15 protein-coding genes are annotated in these 16,876 nt (G+C 58.2%); 3 read left to right on the forward strand and 12 right to left on the reverse strand.

The features are described from left to right. Positions 1-7 precede the first annotated feature (7 nt). A complete protein-coding gene (locus RYB66_RS08520; protein WP_316885155.1) occupies positions 8-577 on the forward strand; it encodes an acyl-homoserine-lactone synthase in 570 nt (189 codons plus the stop codon). 822 nt (positions 578-1,399) lie between these two features. Here the strand turns inward: RYB66_RS08520 and RYB66_RS08525 are convergent. The 4 genes from RYB66_RS08525 to RYB66_RS08540 all read right to left on the reverse strand — a co-directional run bounded on the left by RYB66_RS08525 (position 1,400) and on the right by RYB66_RS08540 (position 5,503). Beyond that, entirely contained in the window at positions 1,400-2,206 is an 807-nt protein-coding gene (locus RYB66_RS08525; protein WP_316885157.1) for an isocitrate lyase/phosphoenolpyruvate mutase family protein, read from the reverse strand. A gap of 97 nt (positions 2,207-2,303) precedes the next feature. Next, positions 2,304-3,029 (reverse strand): NAD(P)-dependent oxidoreductase, encoded by a 726-nt coding sequence (locus RYB66_RS08530; RefSeq protein WP_316885159.1) that lies wholly within the window; start codon positions 3,027-3,029, stop codon positions 2,304-2,306. 186 nt (positions 3,030-3,215) lie between these two features. Beyond that, positions 3,216-4,112, reverse strand: coding sequence for an EamA family transporter (locus RYB66_RS08535; protein ID WP_010199635.1), 897 nt, complete (start codon positions 4,110-4,112; stop codon positions 3,216-3,218). A 134-nt stretch (positions 4,113-4,246) separates the two neighbouring features. After that, positions 4,247-5,503: an MFS transporter gene (locus RYB66_RS08540; protein ID WP_316894225.1), complete on the reverse strand. Its 1,257-nt coding sequence runs from the start codon at positions 5,501-5,503 to the stop codon at positions 4,247-4,249. Between the two features lie 149 nt (positions 5,504-5,652). On the opposite strand from RYB66_RS08540, the gene RYB66_RS08545 reads away from it, so the two are divergent. Further along, a complete protein-coding gene (locus RYB66_RS08545) occupies positions 5,653-6,108 on the forward strand; it encodes a winged helix-turn-helix transcriptional regulator (RefSeq protein WP_005756893.1) in 456 nt (151 codons plus the stop codon). 100 nt (positions 6,109-6,208) lie between these two features. Here RYB66_RS08545 and RYB66_RS08550 read toward each other — a convergent pair whose 3' ends face one another. The 6 genes from RYB66_RS08550 to RYB66_RS08575 form a co-directional block, all read right to left on the reverse strand. Next, the gene (locus RYB66_RS08550; protein ID WP_316894227.1) at positions 6,209-7,201 is read right to left on the reverse strand and encodes a LacI family DNA-binding transcriptional regulator; all 993 of its coding nucleotides are present in this window, start codon (positions 7,199-7,201) and stop codon (positions 6,209-6,211) included. Positions 7,202-7,268: 67 nt separating this feature from the next. After that, a complete protein-coding gene (locus tag RYB66_RS08555; protein ID WP_316885169.1) occupies positions 7,269-8,783 on the reverse strand; it encodes a glycoside hydrolase family 32 protein in 1,515 nt (504 codons plus the stop codon). Continuing rightward, a complete protein-coding gene (locus RYB66_RS08560) occupies positions 8,780-9,925 on the reverse strand; it encodes a sn-glycerol-3-phosphate ABC transporter ATP-binding protein UgpC (protein ID WP_316894229.1) in 1,146 nt (381 codons plus the stop codon). Before RYB66_RS08560 ends, RYB66_RS08555 begins: the two co-directional genes overlap by 4 nt. 27 nt (positions 9,926-9,952) lie before the next feature. Further along, positions 9,953-10,795, reverse strand: a complete 843-nt coding sequence (locus RYB66_RS08565; RefSeq protein ID WP_004666631.1) for a carbohydrate ABC transporter permease — start codon at positions 10,793-10,795, stop codon at positions 9,953-9,955. Then, a complete protein-coding gene (locus RYB66_RS08570) occupies positions 10,792-11,754 on the reverse strand; it encodes a sugar ABC transporter permease (protein ID WP_316894232.1) in 963 nt (320 codons plus the stop codon). Before RYB66_RS08570 ends, RYB66_RS08565 begins: the two co-directional genes overlap by 4 nt. A 21-nt stretch (positions 11,755-11,775) precedes the next feature. After that, on the reverse strand, positions 11,776-13,050 hold the full coding sequence (locus tag RYB66_RS08575) for an ABC transporter substrate-binding protein (protein ID WP_316894234.1): 1,275 nt from the start codon (positions 13,048-13,050) through the stop codon (positions 11,776-11,778). A 167-nt stretch (positions 13,051-13,217) separates the two neighbouring features. On the opposite strand from RYB66_RS08575, the gene RYB66_RS08580 reads away from it, so the two are divergent. After that, positions 13,218-14,783, forward strand: coding sequence for a carbohydrate porin (locus RYB66_RS08580; RefSeq protein WP_316894236.1), 1,566 nt, complete (start codon positions 13,218-13,220; stop codon positions 14,781-14,783). A gap of 95 nt (positions 14,784-14,878) precedes the next feature. Here RYB66_RS08580 and RYB66_RS08585 read toward each other — a convergent pair whose 3' ends face one another. Next, a complete protein-coding gene (locus RYB66_RS08585; RefSeq protein ID WP_316894238.1) occupies positions 14,879-15,919 on the reverse strand; it encodes an iron ABC transporter permease in 1,041 nt (346 codons plus the stop codon). Further along, the gene (locus RYB66_RS08590) at positions 15,916-16,875 is read right to left on the reverse strand and encodes an ABC transporter substrate-binding protein (RefSeq protein ID WP_316894239.1); all 960 of its coding nucleotides are present in this window, start codon (positions 16,873-16,875) and stop codon (positions 15,916-15,918) included. The genes RYB66_RS08585 and RYB66_RS08590 overlap by 4 nt, the downstream gene beginning before the upstream one ends. Position 16,876: the final 1 nt, after the last annotated feature.

Here is a 16,876-nt window from a genome sequence, read left to right on the forward strand (position 1 = left end):
GATGCAGATGGAGATTCTGGCGGGCAGCGCGAGTGAACTGGGCGACAGTGTCTACCAATCGCTTATACGTTTTCGCTACGAGGTTTTCATCCGTAAATTGCGATGGCGCCTTCCCTTGGATCAGCAGACGGCCCGCGTAGAGACCGATCAGTTCGATACTCCTCATGCGCGCTACATCGTTGGTCTGGAGGACGGACAGGTCGTGAGTTGCGCTCGATTATTGCCCACGCTCAAACCTTATCTACTGGGAGAGGTTTTTGCGTGGATCAGCGATGCTCCGTTGCCGGTCGATCCACATGTGTGGGAAGTATCGCGCTTCGCTGCTGCCAAACAGGCCGGTCCTGATGTTGGGGCTGCGCTCTTTCGCCATGCGCTGTTAGAAGCGGGTGCATCGGGGGCCAATACTGTCGTGGCGGTCACGACGGTGCAGTTGGAAAGATACTTTCGCAGGCACGGCATTTGGCATGAGCGTATGGGCCCGACGCATCGACACGAGAACGACACACTGGTTGCGCTGCGTTTTCAGGCGGGGCAGCAAGGTACCTTGCCGTGCCCACGACATAAGATGTCGGCTTGAACCAAGCCTCTCGCGCGTTCACCACGACCCCATCCCAGGCACCAGTGACACAGCGAACTGACTGGGTAGCTGCGCTTGACGGTTGGGGTAACGGATCTCGGGCAAAGATTTCTCGTCGATTTCTCGCAGATTTTCTTTGTACCATTTTTCTACTTTTAGCTCCCGATGCAGTTTCCAGAAAGATCCCGGCATCCTAGCTGATCCTTTGCCATCTAGCAGGTGTCACCGCCTTGAAGGATGACCCTCAGCACCCTGCTAGCAGAGCAAGAAGCGGTTAGAGCAGCCAAGGCAAATATCGATACGTGGAAGTGGTGTCGGTCAAATCAATGTAAAAGGGCAGCCAATGCCAGGTAATCGTTCCATTGATTTTCGAAAAGCCGTATCTATTTCCAATCCTCCACCTCACACCAAGAGCCGGATGCGAAACGCTAGGGAGCTTACAGAAAGGCTGGTGGCGATAGTCAGTGGCAGGATTTAGCCGTATGTCCAAACTTTATTCCAAAGATCGCTTTCGGTAGGTACGAAAAATCAATGACTTAAGCCGATTTTACGTACAAATTTTATTCAAAAGAGACAGTGGTATTTGTGAATTAGAACCTTCGCACGCCGCCGCTTTTCCTTCCCCCCGAGATTCCCTGAATACATGAACATCGCTGGCTTAGGTCCCTGAAAAGCACCGGTCCGGAGTGTTCTGCATCCGCGGTGATGGGCCTTAAGGGGCCTATCACCGCGCCGCGTTACTTAAGTAGGGATGTCGCGGAAAACGTCATGGCCCCTAGGCTTCTGAGTACTTTCGCGCAATCTGCCCATGGGCTTTTCGCTTTATCCACGCTCCGCCATCAAGCCATTCAACTTCCCATACGTAAAACCCTTGAGCGCCTGCGTATCCAGCTGTCCGCGCTCGATGAAAGAGCGGGCCAGCCCCTCCATCGCGCCGTACAGGAACTCCGCAATACTTGAGCCGGCGCTCAGGCGTCTAACGCCTAGGCGCTGCAGTTCTTCGGGCGCTGACAGCCCATCGCGGGCAAGCAGGTTCACCGGTAGTGTGGAGGTGTTGCACAGTGTGGAAATCTCGGCGGGTGTGACCATACCTGCGGCGAAAATGCCGTTGGCTCCTGCCTGTGCATAAAGCGCTGTACGCCGGATGATTTCATCCAGACGCTGGGAGGCGGGCACCAGGCTTTTCAGGTAGACGTCACTGCGTGCATTGATGAATAGGTTAACGCCGTGTTTGTTGGCGACTTCTCGGGCAACTTCGATTTTGCGCACAAGTACCTCCGGTGGTGCGGCACCGTCTTCGATGTTGATACCCACGGCACCTGAAGCGACAACTGCTTCGACAACCCTGGCAACGTGCTGGAGGTCGTCGGAGTAACCGGCCTCAATGTCTACGGTCAGGGGGACGTGCAGTATTCGCGTCATGGATTCAACGCTGGCCGCCAGCCGCGTCAGGGGAAGCTGATTGCCATCGGCGTAACCATGCGCCCAAGCCATGCCCGCACTGCTGGTGGCGATCGCGGCGGCACCCAATGACTCTACGACTTTTGCGCCGCCTGCATCGCTGACATTGGCTAGGATCAAAAGGCCATTCTTGTGCAACTCATGAAAAACATTGTCCAGTGGTTTCATAACACTTCCTGTCTGAAAGTTGCCATCTGTTGACCTTGGCAGGCAAGTGACTGGAAATACAAAGCCTGCCTTCGTATGGAATAGCTGCGTTGGGGCGTCAAGCCTCCACGGTAGGCGACCACCCCAGTATGCGCTTGGCTTTTTCGTTGCTGACGGTCGGGCTGTCCTGGGTGATATTGAAAACACCACTTTGCTCTGTTTGCAACGCCAGCAGTGCTGCGCGGGCAGCGGCTTGTACGTGCACAGGGCTGGTGCCTGTCGGCTCGTCAGTGCCAGTGTCGGGCCCGTATAACTGGCCATAGCGCAAGACGGTTCCGTTCAATGTCGGCTCGCTGAGCACTTGCTTTTCCAAGGCCGCCACACCCCCCACGCTTATGCCACGGCTGCCTTGTGCCTCCACGTCCAGAGGACATGTTTCGAGATAAGGGGTGTCGCCTGGACGGTAGGCCCAGGCGATGCTTTGAGCTATCAGACGGGTAGCGCCAGCAGCTCGAGCGGCGGCTACCAGATTACGCGTTCCTTCTGTACGGATACGTGCGTTGTTCTCGACCGCTTTTGCCATCAACTCAGGACTTAGGCCACGAGGCAGATCTGTCAGTTGATGAATAACAGCCCATGGCTGTATGCGGACCAGCTCTTCGTTTAAACGCTCGGCGTCATAGACATCGACCACTACTGCTATAGCACCTGTGGCCTCAATGTCCTTCACTTTTTCGGCGCGGCGGGTAGCGCCATACACGCTGTAGTCCGCAGCCACCAAGAGCTTGAGCAGGGCTCTGCCGATTACGCCGGATGCGCCGGCTACAAAAACTTTACGCGACATTGCACTCATCTCCTTGAGGTTTCATTGGGACGGAAGCAGGCCGGTGGCCAAGACTTCGCTCAAGCATCTTGGCCGCTGCGCTTGAATCCCCCAGGGGCCAAAAAACATAAAACAGACCATGACAAGAGTGCTGTGTCAGAACCGCTTTCTTGTCGTGTTCGAGTTGTTAAATCTTGCCCCTTGGGCTCACATTGAAGTGCGTGCACGACGCGCGAACATAGCATTGAACATACGCTGACCGTAGAGGCCGACGGCCAGGCCGAGTACGATCAACACCACCGCCAGTACTTTGCTCACCGGCACGCTTTCGTTGAACACCATTACCGAGCCGAGCATGCCGAAGATAGGCACCAGCAGAGACAGCGGCGCCACTGTGGAAACCGGATAGGTTTTGAGCAGCGAGTTCCAGATCCAGTAAGCGAACAGCGTGTTGGGATAGACCTGAAACAGGATCGACAACACGGCAGTCGTATTCACCTGACTGACAAACGCGGTGTAGCCGGCGCTGCCGTTCACCGCGTAATCGAGGGCGAACAGCGGAATCGGTGCAAACGCGCTGGACCAGACCAGAAAGCCGAAAACATCCTTGGTGCTGGCCTTCTTGTTGATGATGTTGGCAACGCTCCAGGATGCCGCGCCCATCAGCACCAGTAACACGCCGGTGAGGCTCACCGAACCGTCACTGATCTTGATGATGCACAACAGCCCCGCGAGGGCGATCAACATGCCCAGCACCTGGAAGCGGGTCAGCGCTTCCTTGAACACCCAACCGCCGAGCAGGATGGTGAAGAACGCGCTGAACTGAAGCACCAAGGACGCGATGCCCGCCGACAGCCCTGCCTTGATACCTAGGTTGACCACGCCCCACAGACCAATGCCGAACACCAGGCCATAGCCGATGATGTAGCGCCACGGCACGTCGGGTTTACGGATGAAGAAAATCGCCGGTAATGCACAGAGACTGAAGCGTATACCCGCCAGGATGAGCGGATCGACGGTGGCCAGTCCGAGTTTGATCACCGAGAAATTCACACCCCAGATTGCCGTTATCAATACAGCCAACACTACGTGCAGTGGTTTCATGGATTATTTGCCTTGGTGAAGGTGGTCGTCCGCGACGCGGCAGCCCAGCGGGATGATGTTCTTGCCACCGGCTTCCCGCTGTTTCACGCCATCCGTTAACTGACGATCGCGAGAAGTTTATTAAGGGTTGAACGTTATGTGGACGTCAGTTCCAGGTAGGTCCAGTACAGCAGGGCAACTGCGCTGATGGCGGCACCCAAACTACAAACGGCGACCCAGCCAAAGTGTGCATATGTATAAGTCGCAGCGATGGCACCCAGACCACTGCCTACCGAGTAGAAACACACGTAGGCACCCACCAGTCGGCTTTGCGCATCGGGGCGTGCGGCAAAGATCAGACTCTGATTGGTGACATGGACGGCTTGCACGGCGAAATCCAGTAACACCACACCCACCACCATGGCGAGTAATGAGTGTTCAACGAACGCCGTCGGCAGCCAGGACAAGGTCAACAGTGCCAGCGCGATGCCCGTGGTGCGATTGCCGAGCCCTTGGTCGGCGAGCCGTCCGGCCCGTGCCGCTGCCAGCGCACCGGCCACACCGGCGAGTCCGAACAAACCAATCTGGGTGTGTGACAGCGACAACGGCGGTGCGCTGAGCGGCAGTACCATCGACGTCCACAACACACTGAATGCGGCGAAGATCAGCAGGGCGAAGGTGCCCCGGACACGCAATGTGCGTTCGGTCAGGTACAACTGGAACACCGATCGCAGCAGTTGCCAGTAGCCGCCTTTCGCCGGTGGCGTGGTGGAGGCAGGCATGGCGCGCATCAGCACCAGTGCCATGCCGATCATCAGGGCGGCCGAGAAAAAATAAACGCCGCGCCAGCCGGCCAGATCAGCCACTGCACCGGAGACGAAGCGGGCCAGCAGAATTCCCAGCACCACGCCACTGGTCACGGTGCCGACGGCTTCGCCACGTTGCTCGGGACTCGCCAGCGAAGCGGCGTAGGCAACCACCACCTGCACCACGACTGCCATCAGGCCAACGAGCACCATCGAGCCGAGCAACATGCCCCAATCCTGCGACAGACCCACTGCGCACAGGGCCAGAGCTGACAGCAGCATTTGTGTAAGGATAAGTTTCTTGCGATTGAGCAAATCACCCAGCGGAACGATGAACAACAATCCGACGGCATAACCTGCTTGTGTCGCGGTCACTACGACACCAATCGTGCCCGGCGAAACCGACAGGCTGGCAGCCATCGATTCCAGCAAAGGCTGGGCGAAGTAGACGTTTGCGACCGCCATGGCGCAGGTAATTGCAAAAAGAAAAGTTTGATAGCGACTAAGCTTGGGGGTGTCCCGGGGTTGGGGAGCTTGCGTGTACCCACCGCTGGATTTTTCGGCTTCGATTTCCATCTTTACCGGGGCACGAGACTTGAACGGCATCGCTCCATCCTTGGAATATGTGGTTGCAAAAGAAAACCTTGTGTGAACTTTTAACAAGCGAGGTTGTTAAATGCAACCACATGTGTAAAACATTTTCGTCTGACGTTAGAACTTTTTACATTTCCTGCTACCTCGCCTCCAGGAGCCCCATGGCCAAACAGCAATTATTGGCGCAGAGCGAATGCCCTGTCGCCCGCACGCTTGAAGCAATCGGAGATCGCTGGGTTTTAATGATCATCCGCGACGCGTTCGACGACGTTCGCCGCTTCAGTGAATTTCAGAAACGTCTTGGTCTCGCCAAGAACATCCTCACGGTCAAGCTCAAAATGCTCGTGGAGTTGGGCGTATTCGACATTCAGCCGGCCTCCGACGGCAGTGCCTACAAAGAATATGTGCTGACTGATATGGGCCGCGCGGTGTTCCCCATCGTCGTCAGCATGCGCCAGTGGGGGGAGCGCTACTTGTTCAACGCAGGGGAGAGCTACTCGGTGCTGCTCGACAATGAATTGTCGGAGCCAGTAGAAACCATCGCCGTACGTTCCAAGGCGGGCAAGGTGCTGACTCCGGCCGATTGTCATCGTCGGGTCGTCAAGCGCTGGGGTTGACGCGAGTCGATAGCAACCGATCGCTGATCAAGTTGCTCTGTGATGATGTTGGCGGTTACAAAGCCAGCTTCGAACTGACGTTACCGAAACCGCAAGCCCTTCATAACGATTCCCTGACCACAAGCGGGCAATCTACCGGCTGGGCACCCGAGACTTCGAGGCCATCGATCAAGTACCGGGCGGCATTGCGACCGATCTCGTAATACGGCAGTTGCACCGTGGTCAGCGCGGGGATGAACAGTTCGGAAATGCCGATCATATTGTCATAGCCCAGCACGGCGACATCACCGGGGATTTTCAGGCCACGGCCCAGCAGCAGTTGGTAGGCACAAAAGGCAATGCGGTCATTGCCGCAGATCAGAATATCGAACTGCGGACGACCATCAATCATGTGCCGTTCGAGGATGGCTGCGGTTTCCCCATAGGCATCATGCTCAGAGAGGTCGTATTGCAAGAGTTCGCCTGTAGCCAGGCCGAATGCATGGCAGGCCCGCTGCATACCCGCTTGGCGAATTTTCCAGGCCAGGCTCTTTTTTGGCAGATTGATAAACAGCGGACGTCGGTAGCCCTGGCTGAACGCATGGTGCAAGGCGCGGTACTGCCCTGTTTCGTCGTCCGGCACATAACTGACGAGGCTGCTGTCATCGGCTACGCAGTTGGCGAGCACCAGCGGTTTGCTTTTCAAGCGCTGGGGAATAGTCACTTCGCGCAACCCCATGGCGCTGAAGATCAACCCGTCAGGTCGGTGGGACAGCATCAGGTCCACGTTCTGGTCGGTGGGCGGGTTGCTTAGCAGGTTGAGGATAAATACGTTCCAGCCTGCCTGCTGTGCGGTCTGCTCGATGGACAGCAGCAGCTCTACCGCAAATGGCGTTGTCGCGGTGTCCAGCGCAAACACTCCGATGGTTCGTGTCTGCAAGTTGTCGCCGCGAATCCTGCGCGCTGACAGGCTGGGTACGAATTGAAGCTCGTCAATCGCGCTACGGACTCGCTGATACGTCTCGGGGCTCAGTTTTTCCGGATTATTAAGCGCCCGGGATACCGTCATCAGGGACACACCGGCCAATCGTGCAACGTCTTTAACTGAGGTCATGCAAGGCGGGGCCTGTCAGGTTGACTGATAATTATCATGCTACAGAGGCCTGATTTTTTTCGCGACTTCAATGATTTACCTGTAAGCATCCCGAAGAGAGTTCCCAGGCGTTGGCAATGCACACCCGGCCTCCGGTTCCGTTGGCAATAAGCTTTACCCCCAGGCTGTCGGTCTGTGGATAAAGGCGACTACTGAAGCTGAAGCTGCCGTTTTGGTCAAACACTTCAATGGACGAGCGATCCAGGAAGACTCGCAGCTCAAGCCGGTCCTGTTGTGGGTGTATTGCTACGCTGCGTTGACCGCTGACGTGGGTGCCCGACTGATCGCGGTCCAGTATCAAACGTTTTAGCGACGCATCGTAGTAAAGCAGAGTTTGCTCCTTGCCATCTGAACTGCAACGCAACGCCACTCCCAGGTGACCTTCGGTGCAGTCGAGCAGGTCCAGGTGCACGTGGATTTCGAGCAGATCGCCGTGTACGTCAGTCAGCCACTGAGTGCCCGCTTCGCTCCACCAGGGAGTGCCAGGCAATGGCGTGTTGCGCAGCGCTGTCAGTTCGCGTGCGGGGTACACGCAAAGGCGATCGTCGCGCAGTTCGAGTTCGCGTGGCAGGCCGAGCATTCCGCGCCAGTGATGGGTTGCTGTGGGGGTCGGGCTTTCCCACATATCGAGCCACGCCCACACCAGACGTCTGCCATCGGCAGCCACGAGGGTCTGCGCAGCATAAAAGTCATGGCCGTTATCCAGTTCGATAAAAGGCCCGCCGTTGAACTGCCATTGGCTGTCGATTTGGCCCACTCGGTAGCCGGTATGAAACTTGTTCAGTCGCTCGTAGCCCTGGGCTGGCATGCCTTGGGGGGAGTAAAGCAGTACATCGCGTCCATCAAGGCGAAACAGGTCAGGGCACTCCCACATATAACCATCGCCTTCGTTGCCGCTGGATACATAGCTCACGAATTCCCACGCGTGCAGGTCCACAGACCGATACAACGGCAGCAACGGCCTGTCGCCCAGACGCGCACCGGCAATCAGGTACCAGTGGTCATCCTGCTGCCAGACCTTCGGATCACGGAAATGAATGATCGTGTCTTGCGGCGGGCTGTCGATGACGGCACCGTGTTTGACGAAGTTGATGCCGTCGAGACTGGTGGCCAGGCACTGCACCTGACGGATCAAAAGCTCGTCGCCTACCTCACCCAGCCAGGTGTGCCCAGTGTAGATCAGTGCCAGGGTGTCGCCACACACCACTGCGCTGCCGGAAAAACAACCGTCCCGGTCGCAGTCATCGCCCGGTGCCAACGCAATGGGCAGGTGCTGCCAATGGACCAGATCGGCACTCTTTGCATGGCCCCAGTACATTGGTCCCCATTTCGCATCGAAGGGGTGGTGCTGATAAAACACATGGTATTCGCCGCGAAAGTACACCACCCCGTTAGGGTCGTTCATCCAGCCCGCAGGCGGGGCCAGGTGATAACCGGGTCGATAATCGTGGATTACCTGCGCCAGGCTATCCCTCAATGCATGGTGCGCGCGCTCAAGGGCGGTGGATATTGGACCGTTCATGGCATTCACAGAAAAACTCATAGGGAACCCGCTTGTACGAAGTGCGGCGTGGTGTCGTTTGTCAGGTGTTGGTCGGCGTCAGAGTGGCGTTTCAAGGCCAGGCCATCGGCGTCGAACACGTGCAGATTTTCGGTATCCAACTGCAGCGCGACCCGGTCGTCCACCTGCCATCCGGCTTTTGCCTCGCAACGGCAGATCAAGGGTTCGTTCTCGTCTGTAGCCAGATGCACGTAGACCTCGCTACCCAGGTATTCGACACTGGTCACGGTGACGCCAGTGCCACTGTTCGCTGCACTTAGAGATATGTGTTCCGGACGGACACCCAGGGTCAATTGCGCGTCGTCGGCCAGGTTCGAGCTGTCGAAGGGCAGGGATGTCATGCCCAGTGCCGGGATATCGATCAGGCTGTTGCGGCTTGGTGCGTGCAAGCGGACTGGCAGAAAATTCATTCTTGGCGAGCCCAGAAAACCGGCGACGAAGACGCTGGCGGGGCGCTCATAGAGTTCGCGTGGTGAGCCAACCTGTTCGACCTGACCGCCGTTGAGGACGACAATTTTGTCAGCCAGGGTCATGGCCTCTACCTGATCGTGAGTGACGTAGATCATGGTCGAGCCCAGCCGTTTGTGGAGCCGGGCGATTTCGTTGCGCATCTGCACCCGCAACGAGGCATCGAGGTTGGAGAGTGGTTCATCGAACAACAAAATGTCCGGTTCCCGCGCCATGGCCCTGCCCATTGCAACACGCTGGCGCTGCCCACCGGACAGCTCCCTGGGCTTGCGTTGCAGCAGTTTTTCCAGTTGCAGGATCTGTGCGGTTTTCAGCACGCGTTCGCGCAGGCTGCCTTTTTCAGTCTTGGCCAGCTTGAGACCGAAACTGATGTTGTCGTAGACGCTCATGTGCGGGTACAGAGCGTAAGACTGAAAGACCATGCCGACGCCACGCTCGCGCGGTTCCAGGTCATTGACCCGGCGTCCGTCGATCAGCAGGTCGCCACCACAGATCGAATCCAGCCCGGCGATCAAGCGCAGCAGCGTCGACTTTCCGCAGCCCGAAGGGCCAACGAACACAACGAACTCACCCGCAGCGATTTCCAGGCTGACATCGCGCAGAATGCGCGTGCCGCCCAATTGCTTGTTGATGTTGGCTAGCTTCAATTTCATCACGATGCTGTTCCTTGTCAGTTGTGTGCATCAACCTTTCAACGCGCCGGCAGTGAGGCCGGAAACGATGCGGCGCTGGAAGATCAGCACCAGAATCACCAGTGGGACGGTCACCAGCACCGACGCCGCCATCAACAGGCCCCAGGGCAATTCGTGGGAGCTGCCGCCCGAAATCAGGGCGATGGCGACCGGGACCGTTCGTTGCGCGTCTGTCAGGGTGAAGGTCAGGGCAAACAGGAACTCGTTCCACGCGGCAATAAAAGCCAGCAGGCCGGTCGTGACCAGTGCGGGCCACAGCAGCGGCAACAGCACGCGGGTCAGCGTGACCCAGGGCGATGCGCCGTCCATGATTGCCGCTTCTTCCAGCTCATGCGGCAGTTGCCCCATGAACGTGGTCAGCACCCAGACGGTGAAGGGCAGGGTAAAAATCGTGTAGCTCAGGATCAGTGCCCATGAGGTGTTATAGAGACCCAGTGCGCGGATCACTTCAAACAGCCCCGAGAGCACCGCGACCTGAGGAAACATCGAGACGCCGAGCACCATCATCAGCACCGTGCCGCGGCCTCGGAACTTGACCCTGCCCAGGGCGTAGGACGCCGTCAGGCCCAGGAACAGCGCCAGCGCTACCACACTCAGCGCAACCACCAGCGAGTTGGCGATGGCCTGCAGGAATGACGCCTGACCGAGGACCGCTGCGTAATTGGAGAAGTCGGCTTCGGTGATCCAGTAGCTCACTTCAAACAAGGCACTGGACGGCTTCAGCGATGTCACGATGGCATAGTAGAAAGGGAATATGGCGTAGAGCAGCAAGATCCCGATCAGGCACCAGAAACCCACACGTAGCAGGGCTTTCTTCAGTTGGCGCAGGTTCATGAACGCACCTCCAGTTGGCGACGGCCGAGGTACAGATAAAGCATGGCAATCACTGCCACGACCAGAAACAGCAGGGTCGAGGCGGCGCTGCCGTAGCCGACGTCCTGGAACTCCACCAGGTGTTGGCGGGCATAGACCGACATGCTCATGGTGCTCGAGGAATTGGAGGTCAGCACATAGATGACGTCGAACACCCGCAGTGAGTCGAGGATGCGAAAGATCGCCGCGACCAACAAGGCGGGCATCAGCAACGGCAAGGTGACTCGCCAGAACACCCGCACCGGATGAATGCCGTCGACCCTGGCGGCTTCGTAGCAATCGCTTGGCAGCATCTGCAGTGCCGCGAGCATCAGCAGGGTGACAAAGGGCACGGTCTTCCAGACGTCGACGATAATGACAGCCCACATCGACAGATCCGCATCTGCCGTCCAGGCCAGCGGCGCGTCGATCAGGCCCAGGCTCAGCATCATGTGGTTGATGATGCCGAACTGGTCATTGAGCATCCATGACCAGATCTTCGCCGAGACGATAGTCGGAATCGCCCAAGGGATCAGAATCAACGCACGGACCAGCGCGCGGCCGGTGAACTTGACGTTCAACAGCAACGCCACCATCAGTCCCAGGACCATTTCCAGCCCTACCGACACCACGGTGAAATGCAAGGTGTTGCGCACCGCGTTCCACCATTGCGGATCGACCAGAACGCCTGACCAGAGGGTGCCGTCGTAGAGCAGATAATTGCTCAGGCCAATGAATGAGCCGTCTTCAGTGTCCGACAGGTCGGCGTCGGTAAGGCTGAACCAGAATGTGCGAAGTAACGGCCAGGCCGCCACCAGCGTCAGGCACACCAGCATGGGCGTCAGAAACAGCCAGGCGGCACGTAACCTGCGACGCTGTACGGGCGTTTCCCGGGTAATCAGGACGTCGTCACCGGGAAAGTCGATAGAAGAGGACGGCATGTTGATCTCCTTACGTGTGGCTTACCAGTTCCGGCGTTTGATGCGGGTCAGTTCGCGTTCCAGTTCGACCAGTGCCTGATCGACCGGAATATCGCCCGCCAGCACGCTGTGCACCCGATCAAAGAACGCGTTGGAGACGCGTGGGTAGCCGTTGGCGGTGATGGCGGCAGGGCGCATAACCCCATTGCTGAGGATGCCGTGCAACTGGGTGTAGTAAGGCATCGCCGCGAGCAACTCGGGGTCGGTATAAAGTGACTCGATAACCGGGTTGTAGGCACCCGCCAGGGCACGCTGTTTTTGCTGCTGGGCGCTGGTCAGGTAGGCAACCAGTTCTGCCGCCAGTTTGGGGTTGCGGCTGTAGCGCGAAACCGCCAGGCCCCAGCCTCCGAGCGTTGAAGCGTGGGTGCCGTTCGCGCCGCCACGGGGCAGGGGCGCGACGCCGACCTTGTCTTTTATCGCGCTGTCCTTGCTTTGCACCAAGGCCCAGACGTAAGGCCAGTTGCGCATGAACAGCGCGTTTCCCGACTGGAATACGCCACGGCCTTCTTCCTCGGTGTAGTTAAGTACGCCGGGCGGGGAGATCTCGCCGATCCAGCTTTTTGCCAGGGTCAGCGCGACTCGTGAGGCCTGGCTGTTGACCACGATGTCTCCGCGCGGGTTGACCAGTCCGCCGTCCGGCTGGCTGCTGATCCATTCCAGGGCGTTGCACGTCAGGCCTTCATAGGCGCGCCCCTGGAACACGTAGCCCCACATAGTGGCATTCCCCGCATCGCGTTCGGCTTTTTGCACTTTTTTGGCGGTAGCGGTCATGTCCTCCCAGGTCTGGGGGACCGGCTGCTGGTACTTGTCGAGCAGATCCTTGCGGTAATACAGCAGCCCCGAGTCGGTAAACCAGGGCATCGACACCAGCCGGCCGTCGACGGTGGCGTTGTCAACCTGTGCCTGGAAATAGCCTTGTGTCGCATTTGCCGGAAGCAGTTCGCGCAGATCCGTCAGGTGTTTGGCGAGCATCCCCGGCCACACCATGTCGATTTGAATGATGTCGATGTCGGTGGACTTGGCGCTGAGGATCTGCTGGTAGAACGACAGGCGTTCGGTTGCCGAGTTAGGCGTGGAAACCACTTGAACGTTGTTGCCGGTCTGTTTTGACCAGCTATCGACTGCCTCCTTGCACAGTTGCAATTCAGCGCCGACGGCCCCGCACGAGATCGTCAGATCGGCTGCGTTCGACAGCGCAGAAAACCCGGCAGACAGGGTGAGCAGCGCGGCGGGAAGAAGAGATTTCAGCTGTTTCATAGAGCCCTCTTTATTTTTGTTTTTATAAAAGTTAACGTTAACATCGTCAATGTAACAGCGTATTTTCGATGTGGCACCCTTTTTTCTCCGATTTGCACAATTTTGTGCTGAAGGAAAAAGGCTCGGCCAACGTCACGAAAACAATAAAAACAAAACAGGAAGTCCACATGCAGAACGCATCAAGATGGCTACTCGCAGGGGTACTCGGCACCTCGACAACCGTCTCTCAGGCCGCGACTCTGGAAGAGCGGATGGCTGCATTTGAAGCTCGTGCCAGCGCTGCTGAACGGCGTGCCGCCGCAGCCGAACAGCAAACCCAGGCGCTCGCCAGGGAGCTTCAGCAACTCAAACTCTCGACCCCCGCTTTGCAGCCTGCCGCCCCGGCTGTGTCGTCCAGTCCAGCACCCGCCCTGGATGATCGCGTGGCAAAACTCGAAGCCCGCCAGCAAAGCATGGACAAGCCAGGCAGTGCCGGACACCTCACCGACGGGTTCAGCTTCAAGGGCTACGCTCGCTCCGGTCTGTTGATCAACGACGGTTTGGGCGGCGGTCGCGGTGGGCCTTATACAACCCCCGCAGGTTCAGTCGGTGGAGCGGTCGGGCGCCTGGGTAACGAAGACGACACCTACATGCGCTTTGATCTGTCGAAAGAAATCTACGCGCAGAACGGCACGCGTTCCAAATTCACGGTCTCCATCGCCGATGGCGTTGAAAGCTATAACGACTGGACAGCCGAAGAAAGCAGCCTGAACGTGCGTCAGGTATTTACCGAACTCGACCATATCGCCGCCTTCAAGGGGAATTCGGTGTTCGAGAACGCCACACTGTGGGCCGGCAAGCGATTCGACAGGGATAACTTCGATATCCACTGGCTGGACTCGGACGTGGTCTTCCTGGCCGGTACCGGTGGCGGTATCTACGATGTGCAGATGACCAAGGACTGGCGCTCGAACTATTCCTTGATTGGACGTAACTACGGAGATTTCAGTGAGGGCGGCGTCGATGCCGATGTGGAAAGCTACATCCTGACCTCCAACCAATTCTTCGACAATGGTCAGTGGCAGTGGATGTTCAACGCCATTGGCGCAAAGAAAAACGACGTTGGCACGCGCACCAATCGAGCGGGTTTTGCGCCCGCAGATTCAGGCCTGCACACCATGTTGGCCAATCACCAGAAAGACTTTTTCGGCAGGGAAGGCTTCTTCAAGACGGCGTTGCTCTATGGGCAGGGCCTGGGGGCTCAGGTCAAGGACATTGGCGCGGATGGCGAACTGATCGACGACGCCCGCGCGGTGCGTCTGGCGATGTATGGCGAGACGCCTATTGCGCCGGGGTGGCGCATCGGTCCCAGCTTGCTGGCCGAGCAGAGCAAAGACCGATACGTCAAAGGCGACGATTACCGCTGGCTCACGCTGAACATGCGCCTGGCCAACGAGATCAACAGTAACTTCGAGATGGCCTACGAGCTGAGTTGGCAAACCATGGATCTTGACCCCAAAGGCTACCTGCAACGCAATGCAGTCGACGGCAACTTCTGGAAATTCACGGTTGCGCCGACCTTCAAGCCGGACATGGGTGACCTGCTAACGCGTCCCGAATTGCGAGTGTTCGCAAGCCTCATGAACTGGTCTTCGGACCTGGACCGCTACAGCACAACCGGCAACTTCGGCAAAACCGACTTCAACTCCGGTGGTGTCTGGCAATTTGGCATTCAGATGGAAACCTGGTTTTAGTGAGGTATTTCAGAAGTGCCAGTCAACAGTCAGGCTCAGTGCGATGCTGCGTGAGTGTCATGAGAAATTACCCGTCTACCTATCGAGTGGTTCCTTCAACCGCGCTTCATCATGAAAATAAAAAACAGCCCTCCCAACAATGCCGTCGCAATACCTATAGGCAGATCCTCTGGCGCGATAAGCGTGCGGGAGACGACATCCACCCAGATCATCAATAAAGCACCCAGAAGCGTGGCGACGGGCAACAGTCGTCGATGTTCCGAGCCCACCAGACGTCTGGCGATGTGCGGCACCATCAGGCCGACGAAACCTATGGAGCCGCACAGCGCAACCAGCACGCCGGTCATCAGTGAGGCGATCAGGAAAACCAGCAGGCGCACATTGCGTACTTGCAGACCAAGGCTTGTGGCGGTCTGATCGCCGCCCATCAATGCGTTCAGGGAACGACCCAGCCCTTGCAAAAGAACCCAGCCAGACAGAACCGTGATCAGTGGCACAACGAGCAGCTCCCAGCGCGCCAGCCCCAGCCCGCCGAGCATCCAGAACAGCACTGAGGAGCTGGCGCGGTGATCGCCCAGAAACAACGACAGGTTAGCGCTCGCCATCATTACAAAGGACACGGCCACGCCGCCGAGCAGCAGGCGTTGGCTGTCCAGGCGGCCTTTGTGGCTGGCCAGCCACAGTACCAGGCACAGGCTGACCAGCGAGCCGACAAACGCAGCCAGTGGCAATGTCAGCGTGCCAAGCACTTCTCCTACATGCATGACCACGATAACCGCGCCGAGTGTCGCGCCCGAGGTCGCGCCCAGCAGGTGAGGGTCGGCCAGCGGGTTGCGCGTCGCTGCTTGCAGGACGCTGCCGATCAGAGCCAGTCCCGCGCCTGCCAGTACGCCCAGTAACACGCGGGGCGTGCGTATCAGCCAGACGATGGTTTCCTGTCCCGCGGTCCAGAGAGTTGGGTTTTCGCTGGCGCCGAACAGCTTGAACATCAGGATATCCATCACCCGGTTCAACGGCACAGGGGCCGCGCCGAAGGTGATGCACACCAGACATGACATCAGCAGCACGAGCGTCAGAGTGATCAGCAACCCCGTGTAACGGCGAGGGTGCTCGGTCAGCCACTGCGCCAGGGTCATCGCGTCACGTCATGAAATGCCGCTGCAAGCGTCTCGATGGCCGCGACGTTGTCGATGCCTGGCGTCACCGCCACGTAGGGCAGCACGACATAGCGTCGGTTGCGGATCGCGTCGACGGATTGCAGCGCCGGGTTGCTTTCAAGGAAGTGCTGTTTCTGCGCGGCGCGGACTTCGCCGTAGTCGACGATCACGATAACCTCGGGGTTGCTTTGCACAACCGACTCCCAGTTGACGTGGGTCCAGCTGGCCGCGACGTCGCCCATGACATTCTGCCCGCCTGCGGCGCTGATCAGTGCCTGGGGTATTGCCAGCCGCCCGGCGGTCATGGGCCGGTCTTCACCGCTGTCATACAGGAAAACCCTGGGCGACGATTTGCCTGCCACGCTTGCCTGAACCTCGCTCACGCTGCGGCGCATTTGCGCAACCAGCGCCTCTGCGCGCGCCTGCACGTCGAATATCCGGCCCAGGTTCAGCAAGTCGTTGTAGACATCCGCAAGTGTGGCTTCAGCGCGCGGCATTATCTGCGCGCAGGACTCGGTCAGTTCATAGGCCTGAATACCCAATGGGGCCAGGCTCTGCGGCGTGACATCGCCACCCACCCGCATGCCATAGTTCCAGCCGGCAAAATAGAAGTCGGCGTTGGCATTGAGCAGTGTTTCCAGAGACGGGTATTTGCTGGCCAGCTCGGGCAGATTGCCAAGGTCGCGCAGCAGGGCCTGATCAGGTTTGTTCCAGCCGGTGATACCGCTGTAGCCGACCATGTGTGATTGCAAACCCAGGGCAACCATCATTTTGGTGAGGTTTACATCGTTGCTGACTGCACGCTGCGGCGCAGCCGTGAAGGTCACCGAGCGGTCGCAGCTTTGCACGGTGACGGGGTAGGCGCTGGGTTGCGCTTGCACCATCGGGCTGCACAACAAGGTAATCAAAGCCAGGCGGGTGAGCAGGGTGTTCATT

Source organism: Pseudomonas syringae group sp. 243L2 (genome assembly GCF_032587875.1).
Lineage (GTDB): Bacteria > Pseudomonadota > Gammaproteobacteria > Pseudomonadales > Pseudomonadaceae > Aquipseudomonas > Aquipseudomonas amygdali.

What these genes read in the sequence shown, in the direction of transcription:
- RYB66_RS08530 (WP_316885159.1), bottom strand. Translation starts at nt 3,029, where the DNA reads ATGTCGCGTAAAGTTTTTGTAGCCGGCGCATCCGGCGTAATCGGCAGA.
- RYB66_RS08580 (WP_316894236.1), top strand. Translation starts at nt 13,218, where the DNA reads ATGCAGAACGCATCAAGATGGCTACTCGCAGGGGTACTCGGCACCTCG.
- RYB66_RS08550 (WP_316894227.1), bottom strand. Translation starts at nt 7,201, where the DNA reads ATGACCTCAGTTAAAGACGTTGCACGATTGGCCGGTGTGTCCCTGATG.
- RYB66_RS08540 (WP_316894225.1), bottom strand. Translation starts at nt 5,503, where the DNA reads ATGCCGTTCAAGTCTCGTGCCCCGGTAAAGATGGAAATCGAAGCCGAA.
- RYB66_RS08575 (WP_316894234.1), bottom strand. Translation starts at nt 13,050, where the DNA reads ATGAAACAGCTGAAATCTCTTCTTCCCGCCGCGCTGCTCACCCTGTCT.
- RYB66_RS08555 (WP_316885169.1), bottom strand. Translation starts at nt 8,783, where the DNA reads ATGAGTTTTTCTGTGAATGCCATGAACGGTCCAATATCCACCGCCCTT.
- RYB66_RS08520 (WP_316885155.1), top strand. Translation starts at nt 8, where the DNA reads ATGGAGATTCTGGCGGGCAGCGCGAGTGAACTGGGCGACAGTGTCTAC.
- RYB66_RS08590 (WP_316894239.1), bottom strand. Translation starts at nt 16,875, where the DNA reads ATGAACACCCTGCTCACCCGCCTGGCTTTGATTACCTTGTTGTGCAGC.
- RYB66_RS08565 (WP_004666631.1), bottom strand. Translation starts at nt 10,795, where the DNA reads ATGAACCTGCGCCAACTGAAGAAAGCCCTGCTACGTGTGGGTTTCTGG.
- RYB66_RS08545 (WP_005756893.1), top strand. Translation starts at nt 5,653, where the DNA reads ATGGCCAAACAGCAATTATTGGCGCAGAGCGAATGCCCTGTCGCCCGC.
- RYB66_RS08525 (WP_316885157.1), bottom strand. Translation starts at nt 2,206, where the DNA reads ATGAAACCACTGGACAATGTTTTTCATGAGTTGCACAAGAATGGCCTT.
- RYB66_RS08570 (WP_316894232.1), bottom strand. Translation starts at nt 11,754, where the DNA reads ATGCCGTCCTCTTCTATCGACTTTCCCGGTGACGACGTCCTGATTACC.
- RYB66_RS08535 (WP_010199635.1), bottom strand. Translation starts at nt 4,112, where the DNA reads ATGAAACCACTGCACGTAGTGTTGGCTGTATTGATAACGGCAATCTGG.
- RYB66_RS08585 (WP_316894238.1), bottom strand. Translation starts at nt 15,919, where the DNA reads ATGACCCTGGCGCAGTGGCTGACCGAGCACCCTCGCCGTTACACGGGG.